This is a genomic window from Cohnella abietis, assembly GCF_004295585.1.
Lineage (GTDB): Bacteria > Bacillota > Bacilli > Paenibacillales > Paenibacillaceae > Cohnella > Cohnella abietis.
Window position 1 is genome coordinate 4644931 of the sequence record NZ_AP019400.1, and the last position, 15513, is coordinate 4660443.

Here is a 15513-nt window from a genome sequence, read left to right on the forward strand (position 1 = left end):
TATTATTATCCGATTATATCTTAAACGCTTCATGCTTTCATCGAAATATTATTGTAGGAGGGCACATTCTACTATGCATGAAAATCGAGGCTTAACCAAATGGGTTGCTGGGAAAAGAAGCAAGTGGGTCACTTTAATCGTGTGGATACTTGCTGCTGGATTGCTAAGCGCTCTACTTCCGTCCGTCAAAAAGGAAGAAATTAATAATGCTCCTAATCTAAAAAGCTCCAAACCATCTGTTCAAGCTGATGTTATTTCTGAGCGTGAGTTTCCTAGCGGCTCTGATATCCCAGCCTTGCTCGTGTGGCATAGAGCAGGAGGATTGACCGACTCCGATCTTACTAAAGTTCAGGAGCTTACTGGGCAGCTTTCTGAGTCTCCTGCTCCCTATCAGACGTCAATTCCACCCTTGCATCAATTGCCGCTAGCAGCCATTAAAGCTGAGCTATCCAAAGATGGAAGCACGCTTGTTACACCTGTTTTTTTCGGAAAGCAGGATGACGTTGATCAATTAAAAGAAGGTATAACCCAAATTAAAAAAAGAATTGGTGAGCTGTTCGGAAAGGATCCTTTCGCCGTTTCTAAAGATTCTTCCGATCAGCTAAGCGTCCGGGTAACTGGGCCTGTTGGCATTCAAATCGACGCTACGGGTTTATTCAAGAACGCCGATGTATCTTTACTGGTGGGAACCGTTTTACTTGTGCTAATTCTCTTATTGCTCATCTATCGTTCACCCATATTAGCATTTCTTCCACTCGTCGCTGTTGGATTTGCATATGGAGTCATCAATCCTATTCTCGGTTGGATGGCACATGAAGGCTGGATCGTCGTTGATGCGCAAGCTATTTCCATTATGACTGTCCTATTATTCGGAGCCGGAACTGACTACTGCTTGTTCCTTATTTCCCGCTTCCGTCAGCTGTTGAAGGTGGAGAGGGACAGAGGTAAAGCTTTACTTGGGGCAATAACTGGCTCCTCTGGGGCTATCGCTATGAGCGGATTAACAGTCGTTCTTGCTCTGCTCGCTTTGTTGGTAGCTGAATACGGTGCGTATCACCGGTTTGCTGCTCCCTTCAGCATCGCCATTTTTATTATGGGAATTGCAAGCCTGACTCTCGTTCCCGCTTTGTTAGCTATTATCGGTCGCGCTTCCTTTTACCCCTTCGTTCCTAGAACTCCAGAAATGCAGCAGGAGCGTGCAAAGAAGAAAGGGAAGTCCACCTCTATTGTCACAAACAAACAGCCACGCAATTGGGTAGGCCGAACGGTTGTAAGCAAGCCATGGTTAATTGTTACCATCAGTATCGTCGTACTGGGTGGACTCGCGGTCTTTACCACTCAGATTAAATTCACCTACGATATCATGTCCTCGTTCCCTAAAACTATGGAATCCCGTGAAGGCTTCGCTACAATTGGAGAAAAGTTTTCTCCTGGCGAGCTCGCGCCTGCTAAAGTCATTATCGACACACAAGGAAAATCAGTTGCACTAGGTGAAGCGCTCGCTTCTCTACCTTTTATCAGTGAGGTGTCCGAACCACAAAAAGGTCAGCACAACGCCCAGATCGTCGCTTACGATGTGCAATTCAATGTAAACCCTTATTCACTGGAAGCTCTGAAGCACATCCCTGATCTGCATACTGCCGCTGAGCAAGCCTTAGTCGCAGCAGGTGTATCCAGTCCAGATGATCGTACATGGGTAGCCGGACAAACCGCAGAGCAGTATGATACGAAAATAACAGGCGAACGCGACACGAAGCTTATCATTCCACTCGTCATCGGACTGATTACCTTACTACTTCTCGTATACTTACGTTCAATTGTAGCTACCCTCTATCTCGTCCTGACGGTTATTCTTTCTTATTTCTCAGCGCTCGGACTCGGATGGCTAATCGTTCATTATGTATTTGGTGCGGATGCTATTCAAGGCTCGATTCCGCTCTATTCCTTTGTGTTCTTAGTTGCTTTAGGTGAAGACTACAATATTTTCATGATCTCAAGTATTTGGCAAAAAAGAAAGCATATGCCCCTTAAACAGGCGATTAAAGAAGGTGTAGGCGAAACAGGGGCTGTCATCACTTCCGCGGGGCTCATTCTGGCTGGAACCTTTGCCGTGCTTGCAACTCTTCCAATCCAGGTTCTCGTTCAATTCGGGGTAATAACGGCTATTGGAGTATTGCTTGATACATTCGTTGTACGACCATTTTTAGTGCCTGCCATCACTCTGCTTCTGGGTCGCTGGTCATTCTGGCCTGGCAAGTTTGAAGAGGTTAAGGAACCTGTTCGTGTGGTAAAATAGTAACTAGATTAAAGGGGCTGGCCGGGAGATTTTGAACTCCGGCTAGCCCCTTTTCTATATTCTATCGTTCGATTATTTGATCTCTATGCGGACCGACGGATATACAGGAAACTTTAACACCAATAGACGACTCAACAAAATTAACGTATTGCTGTGCAGCCTCGGGTAGATCTTCGAACGTTCTGACATTTGAAATATCACTTTTCCAACCTGGTAAACTTTGCAGAACAGGCTTTGCGTGATCCAGATCAGAAGTCATTGGGAAATCATCAGTAACGATTCCTCCATTGAGCTCGTAGGCAACGCACACTGGGATTTCATACAAGTAACCGAGGACATCAAGATTGGTCAAAGCAACTGTAGTAGCTCCTTGCAATTTACAGCCGTAACGGGTCGCTACGACATCGAACCATCCCATCCGTCTGGGACGGCCCGTTGTTGCTCCGTACTCTCCCGCATCTCCGCCTCGCCGGCGAAGCTCATCCGCTTCCCTATTATCCAGCTCGGAGACAAAAGGGCCCGCACCGACGCACGATGAATAAGCCTTAACCACTGCCATTACATTCGTAATCGCATACGGTGGAAGCCCGGCACCAACCGCCGCAAATCCAGACAATGTCGATGATGATGTAGTGAATGGATAAATGCCATGATCAGGATCGCGAAGCGCTCCGAGTTGACCCTCCAGCAATATCGCCTCACCTTTTGCATATGCGCTATGCAGGAGTTTCGTGGTATCACAGACAAAGGGCTTTAGCTTTTTTCCCAATTCTATTAAATTCGGCAAAAGTTCGTTCACTTGAATTGGCTGCTTACCGTATAGGTGTACGAGTAAGACGTTCTTAATGGCGAGCAATCGTTCAATCCGGCTACTCAGCCGTTTAACATCGTATAAATCCGCCACCTGAATACCCAGCTTAGCGTATTTGTCAGCATAGAATGGCGCAATCCCCCGTCTCGTAGAGCCGAATCCGCTTGCTCCAAGCCTATCCTCTTCCAACTCATCGAACAGTCGATGTATAGGCAATACGATCTGTGCTCTCTCCGAGATCTTGATTTGAGGTTCCGGTACGCCCCTAGCTAACAAAGTCTCCCGTTCTCGCAGCAGCTCATCCGCATCTAAAGCAACTCCCGGGCCAATGACGTTAATGACACTAGGATTGAATACACCAGAAGGTAGCATGTGTAAAGAGAATTTTCCATAGTCGTTAATGATCGTATGTCCTGCGTTACTTCCTCCTTGATACCTTACTACGTAAGCTGAGTTTGCCGCATGAATATCTGCCATCTTGCCCTTTCCTTCGTCTCCCCAATTCGCTCCAACGATCGCCATTACTGTCAATTTCCCAGCCTCCTATTTCGTTATTGTTCTATAAGGCTTATTATAAATCTACAGCATCACATTAGAATAATTGATATTACTAATATCAGATATAAGGAGAGATAATGACTTTGGACATTAATATGGAGTGGTACCGCGTCTTTTATTGGACAGCTAAGACAGGGAGCCTAACTAGAGCAGCCGAGCGGCTTCATATTACGCAACCAGCAGTGAGCCATACTCTCAAGCAGCTCGAAGGCAAGCTTGGTGGTCAGCTATTTTTTTGCACCTCAAAGGGAGTTGTACTTACGACGGAAGGCGATGTTCTATTCAACCATGTGGAGCAAGCGTTCAGCTTCATGGAAATCGGAGAAAAGAGAATTGCTGAGATGCATAACTTGAATAGCGGGGAAATCAATATCGGCGCGAGTGACACGTTATGTAAGTACTTTCTGTTGCCCTACTTGGAAAAATTCCATATTGATCATCCCGGTGTCCGAATCAGAGTAACTAATCGAACATCGCCTGAGACGATAGCATTGCTTAAGGAAGGAAAAATAGACTTTGGTATCGTTAACCTGCCTATATCGGATCCGAAAGTAAGCTTCCGTGAAAGCTCCTCACTACAAGAATGTCTCGTTGCAGGGCAAGCTTATGCATCGTTAGCTAACTCTCCCTTGACCTTTGAAGCTATTACTTCGTTTCCACTGCTAATGTTAGAGCAAGGGGGAAGCACACGCCGATTTCTTGACGAGTATGCCTCGTCGATGAACATTAAGCTTTTGCCGGAATTTGAACTCGGCAGCATTGACCTTCTCGTTCAATTTGCTCGTAGCGGTTTTGGGCTTGCATTTGTTGCTCGCGAGCATGTGTTTGAAGAATTATCAACGGAAAAGCTAATTGAAATTCCATTGGAGCCAGCTCTTCCCGCGCGTCACATTGGAATCGCGACACATCGTGGCACCCCTCTCTCAGCCGCATCGAGGCGGTTTCTTGAGATGCTTCCGTGAGTACCGATTTTCATTCGCACAAGTACGTATTTTCTGGAATCTACAGCGCGAGCAATTACAGCCTGCTCCAGAAGAAAAAGTGGACACTCTACATCAAAACTTGATCATCTCCTCCACCCGTGCTCCATTGGGACCTGTTGTTCTATTATTTCGAGTTACTCACTCCAATCAGGCCTCCGCTGGGACTCGTTGCTCGAAAATTTCGAGTAACTCTCTCCTATCGCGCCTTCACTGGGACTCGTTGCTCGAAAATTTCGTGTAGCTCCCTCCATTCGCGCCTCCACTGGGACCTGTTGTTCGATAATTTCGAGTACCTCAATCCAATTGGACCTCTGCTAGGACCTGTTGTTCGATAATTTCGAGTACCTCTCTCCAATCGTGCCTTCGCTGGGACTTATTACTCGAAAATTTAGTGTAGCTCTCTCCAACCGCGCCTCCGCTGGGACACGTTGCTCGATAATTTCGAGTAGCTCTCTCTATTCGGACCTCCACTGGAACCTGTTGTTCGATAATTTCGAGTAACTCTCTCCAATTGGACCTCTGCTGGGACCTGTTGTTCGATAATTTCGAGTACCTCAATCCAATCGTGCCTTCGCTGGGACCTGTTGCTCGAAAGTTTCGAGTAATTCTCTCCAATCAGGCCTCCACTGGGACCTGTTGCTCGAAATTTTCGAGTAACTCTCTCCAATCGTACCTCCGCTGGGACTCGTTACTCGAAAATTTCGTTTAGCTCTCTCCATAATTTCGTGCAACTCCCACTAATCAGCCTCCTGAGCGGACGGGATATTGAATAAACGGAGACAAATCAGCACGAGCTTACTTGCCGCTAGAATTGCGGCTATCCACCTGTGGCTTCCTTGAGCATCTGCTCTTGCTCATCTACATAGGCCTCATTTGCTCATCTACATAGGCTTCATTTGCTCATCTGCATGCAGCTTACTTGCTCATCTAGACACGCCTTAATTACGCATCTACCTGCTCATATCTCCTTACACCCCTACAGCTTAAGCGCCGCGCCCCCGAACACAAATAAGGCGCCCCCTGACGGGGACGCCCATTATTCATTATTATTCCGGCTTACGTGCGACGTAGAATAATCGTTCCGATTCCTCGTTCGGCTTGTCCCAAGTGAAATCGGCACAATGATGCAGAATTTCAAATCCCACCGCCGTAAGCTGCTGAGAGATCCACGATGGATCATAAGCTCTCTGTACATGTGACTCTTCAAATCGGCTATACAGCGAGCGACCGCTGCCACTACCCGAAGTGAACTCCTCCTGAATGAAAAACGTAAGCGAATGCTCGATTTCCATACGATCCGTGTCGTATTCACATGTCCATAAGTAAGCTACGTCCTTCTCATCATAGACGAAAGGCTGATCTTCCGCATAACGCTCCAATTGCTTCGGCGAATGAACATCGAATAAGAACAATCCAACAGGCGCTAAACCTGCGTAGGTTTGCCGTATCGCCGCCGTTACGTCCTCGGGCTCAGTTAGGTAGTTCAAGCAATCACAGAAGCTTATAACAGCATCTACAGGCTGAGGAAGCTCCCAGTCTCGCATATCCTGCTGTAGCCAGCGAATCGTACCTGCTTCTTCCCGGTAGCCACGCCCCGGCGGTTCATCCCACTTGCTGCGAGCGACAGATAGCATCTCAGACGATAAATCAATGCCGAAAACACTAAAGCCTGACCGGGCAAGTGGAATTGACATGTTGCCTGTTCCGCAGCCAAGATCAACAACCGTCTTCGGTATGCCATATTTACTCCAGCACTGACGGGCAAAGCTCATCCATTCGGAATACGGCATTTCTTCCATCAAACGGTCATAGACGGCAGAAAATTGTCGGTATGTTCGCATGGTAGTCTCCCTAGTCTATATCATTAAACTAATTGCTATCATCTTCGGATTGCGAGTCTGGCTTGTCCGCTTGCTGAGCTTCAACAAGATGCGTCCAATTACCCTTTTGCGTGATAAGACCTTCCTTCATCAGCTTACCTAACGCTCTCTTAAACGCAGATTTGCTCAATTGAAATCTGCGCTGGATATCATCTGCGCTTGTCTGATCGGAATATGGCATAGCTCCGCCTGGACGCTCTTTAATAAACGCAAGTATCCGATCAGCATCTTCAAGTCGACCCGTTTCCTTACTGGCGCGAACGCTTAAGGAAACCCGACCATCCTCACGAACTTGCGTAACCCGGGCATTGAACTTCTGACCAATACGCAGCGGATGGATCATAGAGCCTTCATGTATGTAGCCTAGTGCACCGAACCCGACCACTCCGCCATCAATGAGCGTGAATACACCATCACGATAAACGTCAGTTACCCAGCCCTCTCGCCATTCATGCAGCCAAGAGGTTGGAGCTCTGAATATATGTGGTGCAAAATCGTCGATCTTGGCAAGACGTGCAAGCATACGCCCTTCTTTGTCTTGCTTCATAACGACGAACAGCTCATCCCCAGTTTGCGGCCAGACATTTTTACGCTCTAACGGAAATTGCTTTAGTGGCAACAGCAACTGTCTTCCAATTCCCATCTCTAGGAAAAATCCAAAATGCGGATGAAAATCCGCAACCTTAAGCCTCGCCATCTCACCTAACACGAGCAATGGCTTACGCAAGGTTGCCGTTATGCGCTCCTTATCATCATGAAACAGAAATACCTCAATCTCCGTACCAACCTGTGGTCTATCTCCGATAACTTCGCCGTAAGGAAGAAGAACTTCCGGCCCTTCTTCCGCTCCGAAACCGAGAAACCAGCCATGAGGAGATACCTCCCGACGAACCCACAGCTCTTGTAAGGTTCCGGCTGTCAGATTCATACCGTTTCAACTGCCTTTGCATCGGACCATAGACGTTCCAGATGATAATACTCCCGCTCATCGCGATGGAATACGTGGGCAACGACATCTCCCATATCCACTAGCACCCAACGTGCCGTGTCAACGCCTTCCATACGCACCTTCTTGCCGCTTAACTCTGCGCTCTTGCGGATCTCAGATGCGATTGATAACACCTGTGTATCCGAATTTCCGTGACAAATAACAAAATAATCCGCGATCAGTGATATTCCTTGTAAGTTCAAGGCAACGACATCGTGTGCTTTTTTCTCTTCTGCTGCGTTAAGCACCGCTTTCAATAATTGTTCTGAGCTTCCTGCCATGTCTCAGCCTCCGTTTTCTATATCTTTATTTGATTGTTGTTGTTTTAACTGCATTATAAGATCGTTTCGTGTTAATACGGTTAATGGAAAAATACGTTTCCCACGTTCGATCAACACTTCAATGGTCGAACCAAAAGCTGTAATTAAAGCTTCTTCCATACTATGTTTAGCGAGTTCGCGAATCTTACTCACCCCAGGGAAATCTCTGCCCGGCTCTATATAATCCGCTAAACAAACGATTTTGTCCAGCTTCGTCATGTTTTCCCGCCCAGAAGTATGGTAACGAATCGCATCAAGAACCTCTTCATCCGTTATACCATGCTCAGACTGTACTGCCCATGCCCCTACATGCGAATGCCACAGCTCTTTATCATAAATGAGAAGATCCTGCGGTAAATTCTGCTCACGAATGATGATTTCCATCCGATCAATCGCCCAGGCTTTGGAGTAATCATGCAATAGAGCAGCTAGCTCGGCCTTGACCGGGTCACCACCATAACGCTTTGCAAGCTTGATAGCCGACCCGACAACACCAAGTGTATGCTTCCATCTCTTCTCAGGCATTTGCTGCCGTGTAGCTTCCCTTAAAACTTCAAGATTCATATAAGTGACCCCTTACAATGAAATCAATTACCGTCTCAGGGAGCATGTAACGGATGGAGCGCCCTTCTTTAACCCGTCGCCTAATGTCGGTGGAGGAAATGCCCATTGGAGGCATTGACGCTCTTAGCAGTCGTCGTCTAATGAAGACCGGAAGCATAGTATCATCAGCGGGCTGATCCGGTCGTTCTAAGCCGATAAAAGACAGCCGTTCGGCAAGCTCATTAATTTTCCGCCAATTAGGCAAGTCTTTTACCATATCGGATCCGACTATCCAATAGAACATAATATCGGGATACTGCTCCTGCAGAGCAGTAACTGTATCAATTGTGTACGAAGTGCCTTCGCGCTGCAATTCGATATCTTCTACCCGGAAAGCGGGATTAGTCGCAATGGCTTCCTCCAGCATTTGGCGGCGATTGTCACTGCTCTCTCCAGGCTGGGGCTTATGAGGGGGAGACAAGGTCGGAATAAACCATACTTCATCAAGCTTGGCTGCTTCACAGGCCGCTTGCGCTGCAAGCAGATGGCCGTTGTGAACTGGATCAAACGTTCCTCCGAGCAAACCAACTTTACGCATAATCTCACGCCCTTTCGTTACTTAGAGCGACGTGGTAGCACGATCTGTTTGTGATCTTTGGATTCTTTGTAGAGAACGATTGTTTTGCCGATAACCTGAGCAAGCTCGGAGCCAGATTGTTCTGCCAGCTCAGCACCGATTTCGCGAGGATCGTCGGAGCAATTCGTCAATACTGATACTTTGATCAGCTCACGTACTTCAATGGCTTCCACAATATGACGAATAAGATGGTCATTCGTACCGCCTTTACCCACTTGGAAAATTGGGGTTAGGTGATGAGCAAGCGACCTAAGATGACGTTTTTGTTTTCCTGTTAACATATAATTTCCTGCTTTCTATTGTGAAAATTGCCCTAAACTTCTGAATTACCTAGTTAGTTCAATCCGTTCTATTTTATCGATAGAGACTCCATAACTACTGCGCGCATCTCTTCAACGGGGGCTGGTTGGCCAGTCCAATATTCGAAAGCATAGGCCCCCTGATAGATGAACATGCCTAAACCTCCATGAATACGACAGCCCTGCAACTCAGCCTGCTTAAGAAACTCGGTTTTAAGTGGATTGTAGATCAAGTCACTGGCGACCGATCCAATCCTAAGCCAAGATGGATCGAGCGGCACCTTCTCAATGTTAGGAGACATGCCTACTGAAGTCGTATTGATAACAACGTCCGCTTGCTTACAAGCTTCTTGAAGATCGCTCCATGGGATTGAAGTTACCTTACCAGCTAGGGAAAAGGAAGCCGCAAGCTCCGATGCTTTGGATTCCGTGCGATTAGCAATAATGATCGCAGCCGGGTTTTCCTGAGCTAAAGCCCATATTATTCCCCTAGCCGCACCTCCCGCACCTAACACGATAATTGTTTTGCCGGTTAGGCTTGGCTCAATCTCTTCCTTCAAGGAACGCACGTATCCGATGCCGTCTGTGTTGTAGCCAACTAGACGACCATTTTCATTAACGATTGTATTTACTGCACCTGCAGCCTTTGCGCCTTCGCTTAATTCATCGAGAAGCGCCATTACTTCGATCTTGTGCGGGATCGTTACGTTTAATCCTCTGAATCCTAAGCCACGAACGCCTGCAATGGCTTGCTCCAATTGATTTGGCGCAACATGGAAAGCGGCATAAGCGCAGTTAATGCCCTTTTCCTTGAAAGCCCTGTTAAGCATAATTGGAGATTTGGAATGTCGAATAGGGTCTCCGATGACCCCAAATAATACGGTATTACTATCCATCAAAGTACGTACTCCCCACCCGTAGCGGCTTATTATTATAGGATGCTTTCCCTTAGCATCACTTTAACTCCACGCGGAGCATGTACATCAACTGTTGCTCCTGTTTTACCATTTGTCTGGATCCAGCCGATTCCTGAAATAAACACATCCTGCTTAGAATTTGGCGGGATTCTTAAACGATGCCTTGTCCATGGCGGGATACTGTCTAGATCTTCTAAGCTAGGCGGAGTCAACATGACACCACGATGCTGTTCATACAATTCATCAGCGCGCTCCAGCTTCGTACGATGAATAGGCACTCCGCTAGATAAGTATGCAGTGAATGATTGACGTTCACCTTCTACAAAATCAAACCGCGCTAATGAGCCGAAAAATAATGTCTGCTTTTCATTCAACTGATAGGTTAGCGGTTTAAGAGGCTTATCCGGAAGCAGGGCAGCCAAATCCTTGCGGGGAATAAGCTCCGACATCCGCCAAGAATAGACGATACCCGGCGTATCTATGATGCTTTTACCATCATCAAGAGGAATATGAACCGCATCAAGCGTTGTTCCTGGATATCGGGAAACGGTAAGCTCGCGTTTCAAATCGCTATAGTCCGAAATTAGACGGTTAATCAAAGTGCTTTTGCCGACATTAGTTGCACCGACAACATAGACATCCCGATTCTGCCGATAAGTATTGACCGCCTCAACTACCCGATCAAAACCAATATTGCGGCGCGCACTGCATAACACCACATCGACAATTTTCAAGCCTTCTTCACTTGCCTGCTTCTGAACCCAGTTGCGCAGTCGATTCCAGTTCGTGACCGGCGGGAACAGATCAATCTTATTTACAACAAGCAACACCGGGTTGTTGCCGACAAAACGCTGCAAGCCTGAAATTATGCTGCCTTGAAAATCGAATAGGTCAACAATATGAACAACTAAACTGTTTGTTGAAGAGATCCCTCCAAGCAGCTTAAGAAACTCATCTTGATCTACTGTAACAGAAGAAGCTTCACTATAATGCTTAATCCTGAAGCAGCGCTGACAGATTGCTTCTTCTTTATCTTGAGATGAAACAGGCACGAAACCCGGCTTCTTAGGATCTTCGCTATGCAGCGGAATTCCACAGCCCGCGCATCGAGGAGGTCTGATTGTATCTTGAGTCATATTAGTGTCCTCCCTTTTCTGGCCAAAGTCCTTTTTTGCGCAACCGGGCTAGTGCAATCTTCTCAATTCTGCGATTGATCTGTGTTGCCCAGCCTTCCTCACGAGGTGCAATTGGCGTAACTAAAATGGTATGCAGACCCGCGCGTCGTCCACCAAGAACGTCCGTTAGCATCTGATCGCCCACGACGACAGCTTGCTCATTAGACAGCTCCATTAGCTTTGCAGCTTTGTGAAACGAAGCACCTGCTGGCTTACGGGCCGATGGAATAAATGGAATACCTAATGGCTCCGCGAATTTAGACACACGGGTACTATTGTTATTCGAAAGAATGACAACTTTGAAGCCTTGGTCTTTAACTAAATCCAGCCATCCAACCAATTCAGGGGTGGCAAGCGGGGTTTTGGCACTTACCAAGGTATTATCGAGATCCGTAATAATGCCCCGAACTCCACGGGCCTTTAATTCATCCAAATCAATATCAAATACGGTATTAACGATTTGATCAGGAATTAAACGCTTGAACATCTTTAACAAAAACTCCTGTCTGTTAATGGCTATACTTCATCAAAATATACCATACCCCACCCGATCAAGTAAAACGACTTCCTCTTTCCAATTAAAATGGAAGCCTTCAGCACACCTCTTTCGTACATAGAAAAGAGAAAGCCCTGTTACTAAAGGCCTTCTCTTTTCACTTCCTTATTAACAAATTAAGGAATAAATATAACTCATAAAGTTTTACGTATTTGAGCTACAGTTTCGTTAAATTCTTGCAGCAGCTGAGGATTCCCCGAGTCAGAACCATATCTAGCTTTCTCGAAGGTAGATAAAGCTCTATCAAATTCGCTTCGCAATGAAGAAAACTTATCTCCCCAACTAGTAAAGGTTTCGCGGATAGTCTCATGCTCTTCTCTTCTAAAGCCTTGACGATGAAGATACGATAGCAGTCTCTCCATTTCACGCACGACCCTCTGATTAGGCGTATTGCCTCGGTTTCGAATGCGGCTCCATAGCTGCTGTGCGCGTCTGCTCCGATATCCAATAAATACGAAGCCAACAATAATAAGTACAACACAGATCGCACCAACAGGGACCAACCAATCTTTGTTGCGTTCCGCTACCCCAACTTCAGCAGGAGCAGTCGATTCCGCAACATCAGTATCTGGCTGCACTGTTTCACCTTCAGACAAAAGCTGAGGAACTGCAAAGCCAGATGTAGGCTCGAATGGAATCCACCCATAGCCTTCAAAATACACCTCTGCCCATGAATGCGCATCTGCATTCCGAACCGTGTACGTGCCTGCGCCAGCAACATCAGGAATGTTATAAGGTCTACCGGAGCGTTCACGCTCCATTGCGGCGGGATCATAACCTGTCGCATAACCTTTGACCCATCGTGTTGGCAATCCAATCGAACGTGCCATTACTACGAATGATGTGGAGAAATAATCGCAATAGCCTTCTTGTACTTCAAATAAAAATCCATCTACAAAATCGCCATTTGTGCGATTTGTTAGCTTCGTAAGGTCTGGAGTATTCGTATACGTAAAAGTTCCTTTAAGATATTTCTCTAGCTTCCTAGCACGATCGTAATCGTTTGTCTCACTAGCAGTTTGTTCCTTAGCTAAATCGCTTACGCGCTTAGGCAAGGAATCCGGTAGCTGTAGATATGGAGTCAGATCTATACTGCTCTCTGACGAAGGAGCAGACTTACGAATAGCATCCTCATCCAGAACAGTAACCTCAGATACGACAGAATAGGACTGTACACGTGAAGGCTTGCTCCATCGCAGCTCCCATTCTTCTGGGTCCCACTGCAAACCGGCATTGTTGTCGCTTTTGAGTGTGGATACGGAAGAGACAGGTCCCGCTGCGAACAGTACTGGAATTTTATCCTTACGAAGCACAGTAACGTTCTGAACGACCTCTAACGTCTTTACCCCTTTAGCACGCGGAGGATCTAACGGTAGAGCATCTTTATTGCCGAATACCGAAGAAATCAATGTTGGATTTTTGAGATCAGTCCATCCCTTGCCCGTGTAGACTGCTTTCGTTTCGCCACGCCAGTAGCTACGCTGTGTTGTCGTAATCGTCATAATGGGAGAGTAATCAAATTCAAAGCCCCCGCCGATTTTCCGATCATCCCTGCTGTAGCCAGAAAGAGACGAGCCCTTAGTCACTCCAGAGCTACTTGATTTCTGTGCCCCACCTTCACCAGAGAAGGCAGGAACCTCTCGACCTTGTGCTTCTGTCCATATCGTATAAGGGTCTTCAAAAAGCACAGGAGCCCGAGGCATAATAATACCCGTCAAAATCACAATAGTAATTATTATTATAGCTGGGAAAGCGATATCCAATGGTCTTTCCGCCAAAGCTTCCCAGCTATCTGGATGCCTAACCTGAAGCTGACGTAAATGAAGCACAACTAGCCACACTAGTCCTGTAGCTACAATCCATGCGATATTATGCCACAGCTCCAGAGGGTAAAAGGAATCGATAGCAGCCATTACGCCAATGGATGACACGATAACAAATATTGCGCCCGCGCGCCTTGACCCTAACCACGCAATAGCATGAACGGATAGCAAGACACCACCAATGATTTCAATAAACGGATGAAACTGTACAGCATGAACCGAAACAAACTCACTTACATAGCTCCAATTACGCCAGCTTTCCGGCCATCCATTCCACTCCATTGGAATCTGCCATAATATCATTCCAATTACAGAAAGAAATTGAATACTTAGCCTTAGCCAGAGCTTACGTGTCATTAACAATTCAACTATCGCTGTAACCGTAAAGACTCCATAAATAATGGTGTAGTTTTCATCCCACCAGTAATCACTAAAGCATTGAATGAGCTGCAATACGATAATAATAGCAAGAACCCTGTGAAGACGCTCAAGTACAAGTCGCCTCCAGAAATCTCTAGGAATCCTTATCTTCATGCAGGTACCACCCCCAGAACCTGCGGCAAATGATCCAATTGGGATACTGAGCAAAATTCCCACTGCTTGGACTGGCATAGCAATTGCCATTGCCGTAGTCTAGCTGCTTCGTCAGCGTGATGATGCTTGTCTGCAATATGAATGATACTAGGAATCATCCTTTTGCTTTCAAGGGCATTCATCGCCACGACGGTTTGATTGTCAGTTGAGGACCCTATTATAACGATATGAATGCCCGTTTCAAATCGCTCTGCTACTTGACCAAGCAGCTCTCCTAACGTTTCACGGCTATCGGCCTCGACCTCTACCAGATGCTGAAAAACTTCGTCCCGTGAGACCGGTGTTCTACCTTGACCAAACCAATAAGAAGAAGATTGACCTGAAGAAACAAATCCTACCGGCATTCCCTTAGCTATCGTTAATTCAATCAAGGAGGCCGCAACAGATACCGCTAGCTCAAACTGCTCCGCTCCAGGGTAGGAAATCTCATTACGATCCAAAACAAATACTACACGTGGAAGGGCTTCCCTCTCGAACTCCTTCGATTTCCATTGCCCAGTCTTGGCCGTGGCGTTCCAATGAATACGAGAAAGCCGATCCCCATGAATGTATTCCCTAACGCCATCAATTTGGGTAGTTTCTCTTGCCCACAGAGAAGTAAGCGTATGTTGAAACACCCCTCTCTGAGACCTTCGGAACAATCTCCAGTCCTTCAAAGTGATGGTCCGAGGCAGAACTTGAATGTGAAGCGGTTGAGAATAGGAGCCGCGGTGCTCGAACAAGCCGAAAATATCTCTCGTAGAGCAGTCTGTCTTTTGAAATTCATATTTTCCTCTACGCAGAGGAGCCGTCTCGAATTGAACCTCGCCTCTTCGACGATAATCTGGCACGAAGGACATTTCGTATAATTGTGATTCTCCACCTGATAAACGAACAAGCTTTTCCCTTACAATAATGTATGGAAGCGGCCAGAACCCAGGAATCTGCATACGAAGCTTTACCTGTAGTCTCATTCCTGCTGTCAGGAAAGCATGACTTCCTTGCCCTGCATCCGTTAAACGTATTCCCCTAATGCCACCTATTCCACTCCAACGCCCAAGCAGTAAATATAAGCCTAGCGCATTGAGGATTACAAATAGCATTAACGAGGTTTTACCACCTTGGAATAACACATAACATATTGCTGTTACATA

At 46.5% G+C, this 15513-nt stretch carries 14 protein-coding genes; 2 read left to right on the forward strand and 12 right to left on the reverse strand.

Going from position 1 to position 15513, the window contains the following annotated elements:
* Positions 1–73 precede the first annotated feature (73 nt).
* Positions 74–2296, forward strand: a complete 2223-nt coding sequence (locus KCTCHS21_RS20490; protein ID WP_130612652.1) for an MMPL family transporter — start codon at positions 74–76, stop codon at positions 2294–2296.
* 61 nt (positions 2297–2357) lie between these two features.
* On the opposite strand, the gene KCTCHS21_RS20495 is transcribed toward KCTCHS21_RS20490, so the two are convergent.
* Positions 2358–3638, reverse strand: a complete 1281-nt coding sequence (locus KCTCHS21_RS20495) for an adenylosuccinate synthase (protein WP_130612655.1) — start codon at positions 3636–3638, stop codon at positions 2358–2360.
* A 104-nt stretch (positions 3639–3742) separates the two neighbouring features.
* On the opposite strand from KCTCHS21_RS20495, the gene KCTCHS21_RS20500 reads away from it, so the two are divergent.
* Positions 3743–4627: a LysR family transcriptional regulator gene (locus KCTCHS21_RS20500; RefSeq protein ID WP_408621726.1), complete on the forward strand. Its 885-nt coding sequence runs from the start codon at positions 3743–3745 to the stop codon at positions 4625–4627.
* Between the two features lie 1067 nt (positions 4628–5694).
* On the opposite strand, the gene KCTCHS21_RS20505 is transcribed toward KCTCHS21_RS20500, so the two are convergent.
* The 11 genes from KCTCHS21_RS20505 to KCTCHS21_RS20555 form a co-directional block, all read right to left on the reverse strand.
* On the reverse strand, positions 5695–6489 hold the full coding sequence (locus tag KCTCHS21_RS20505) for a class I SAM-dependent DNA methyltransferase (RefSeq protein WP_130612661.1): 795 nt from the start codon (positions 6487–6489) through the stop codon (positions 5695–5697).
* 28 nt (positions 6490–6517) lie between these two features.
* A complete protein-coding gene (locus tag KCTCHS21_RS20510) occupies positions 6518–7456 on the reverse strand; it encodes a CvfB family protein (RefSeq protein ID WP_130612664.1) in 939 nt (312 codons plus the stop codon).
* The gene (rsfS, locus tag KCTCHS21_RS20515) at positions 7453–7797 is read right to left on the reverse strand and encodes a ribosome silencing factor (RefSeq protein ID WP_130612666.1); all 345 of its coding nucleotides are present in this window, start codon (positions 7795–7797) and stop codon (positions 7453–7455) included. Before rsfS ends, KCTCHS21_RS20510 begins: the two co-directional genes overlap by 4 nt.
* Positions 7798–7800: 3 nt before the next feature.
* Positions 7801–8400: a bis(5'-nucleosyl)-tetraphosphatase (symmetrical) YqeK gene (gene yqeK / locus KCTCHS21_RS20520; RefSeq protein WP_130612670.1), complete on the reverse strand. Its 600-nt coding sequence runs from the start codon at positions 8398–8400 to the stop codon at positions 7801–7803.
* Positions 8390–8977 carry a nicotinate-nucleotide adenylyltransferase gene (locus tag KCTCHS21_RS20525; protein WP_130612673.1) on the reverse strand — a complete coding sequence of 196 codons (588 nt, stop codon included), beginning with the start codon at positions 8975–8977 and terminating at the stop codon, positions 8390–8392. The genes yqeK and KCTCHS21_RS20525 overlap by 11 nt, the downstream gene beginning before the upstream one ends.
* Positions 8978–8994: 17 nt before the next feature.
* Entirely contained in the window at positions 8995–9297 is a 303-nt protein-coding gene (yhbY, locus tag KCTCHS21_RS20530) for a ribosome assembly RNA-binding protein YhbY (RefSeq protein WP_130612676.1), read from the reverse strand.
* A gap of 68 nt (positions 9298–9365) precedes the next feature.
* The gene (gene aroE / locus KCTCHS21_RS20535) at positions 9366–10211 is read right to left on the reverse strand and encodes a shikimate dehydrogenase (RefSeq protein ID WP_130616619.1); all 846 of its coding nucleotides are present in this window, start codon (positions 10209–10211) and stop codon (positions 9366–9368) included.
* 35 nt (positions 10212–10246) lie between these two features.
* A complete protein-coding gene (gene yqeH, locus KCTCHS21_RS20540; RefSeq protein WP_130612679.1) occupies positions 10247–11368 on the reverse strand; it encodes a ribosome biogenesis GTPase YqeH in 1122 nt (373 codons plus the stop codon).
* A 1-nt stretch (position 11369) separates the two neighbouring features.
* On the reverse strand, positions 11370–11894 hold the full coding sequence (locus KCTCHS21_RS20545) for a YqeG family HAD IIIA-type phosphatase (RefSeq protein WP_130612682.1): 525 nt from the start codon (positions 11892–11894) through the stop codon (positions 11370–11372).
* 203 nt (positions 11895–12097) lie between these two features.
* The gene (locus tag KCTCHS21_RS20550; RefSeq protein WP_162309354.1) at positions 12098–14320 is read right to left on the reverse strand and encodes a DUF4129 domain-containing transglutaminase family protein; all 2223 of its coding nucleotides are present in this window, start codon (positions 14318–14320) and stop codon (positions 12098–12100) included.
* The gene (locus tag KCTCHS21_RS20555) at positions 14317–15462 is read right to left on the reverse strand and encodes a DUF58 domain-containing protein (protein WP_157994086.1); all 1146 of its coding nucleotides are present in this window, start codon (positions 15460–15462) and stop codon (positions 14317–14319) included. The genes KCTCHS21_RS20550 and KCTCHS21_RS20555 overlap by 4 nt, the downstream gene beginning before the upstream one ends.
* Between the last annotated feature and the right edge of the window lie 51 nt (positions 15463–15513).

What these genes read in the sequence shown, in the direction of transcription:
- KCTCHS21_RS20525 (WP_130612673.1), bottom strand. Translation starts at nt 8,977, where the DNA reads ATGCGTAAAGTTGGTTTGCTCGGAGGAACGTTTGATCCAGTTCACAAC.
- KCTCHS21_RS20505 (WP_130612661.1), bottom strand. Translation starts at nt 6,489, where the DNA reads ATGCGAACATACCGACAATTTTCTGCCGTCTATGACCGTTTGATGGAA.
- yhbY (WP_130612676.1), bottom strand. Translation starts at nt 9,297, where the DNA reads ATGTTAACAGGAAAACAAAAACGTCATCTTAGGTCGCTTGCTCATCAC.
- KCTCHS21_RS20550 (WP_162309354.1), bottom strand. Translation starts at nt 14,320, where the DNA reads ATGAAGATAAGGATTCCTAGAGATTTCTGGAGGCGACTTGTACTTGAG.
- KCTCHS21_RS20500 (WP_408621726.1), top strand. Translation starts at nt 3,743, where the DNA reads ATGACTTTGGACATTAATATGGAGTGGTACCGCGTCTTTTATTGGACA.
- KCTCHS21_RS20510 (WP_130612664.1), bottom strand. Translation starts at nt 7,456, where the DNA reads ATGAATCTGACAGCCGGAACCTTACAAGAGCTGTGGGTTCGTCGGGAG.
- KCTCHS21_RS20555 (WP_157994086.1), bottom strand. Translation starts at nt 15,462, where the DNA reads ATGCTATTTGTAATCCTCAATGCGCTAGGCTTATATTTACTGCTTGGG.
- KCTCHS21_RS20545 (WP_130612682.1), bottom strand. Translation starts at nt 11,894, where the DNA reads ATGTTCAAGCGTTTAATTCCTGATCAAATCGTTAATACCGTATTTGAT.
- yqeH (WP_130612679.1), bottom strand. Translation starts at nt 11,368, where the DNA reads ATGACTCAAGATACAATCAGACCTCCTCGATGCGCGGGCTGTGGAATT.
- KCTCHS21_RS20490 (WP_130612652.1), top strand. Translation starts at nt 74, where the DNA reads ATGCATGAAAATCGAGGCTTAACCAAATGGGTTGCTGGGAAAAGAAGC.
- rsfS (WP_130612666.1), bottom strand. Translation starts at nt 7,797, where the DNA reads ATGGCAGGAAGCTCAGAACAATTATTGAAAGCGGTGCTTAACGCAGCA.
- yqeK (WP_130612670.1), bottom strand. Translation starts at nt 8,400, where the DNA reads ATGAATCTTGAAGTTTTAAGGGAAGCTACACGGCAGCAAATGCCTGAG.
- aroE (WP_130616619.1), bottom strand. Translation starts at nt 10,211, where the DNA reads ATGGATAGTAATACCGTATTATTTGGGGTCATCGGAGACCCTATTCGA.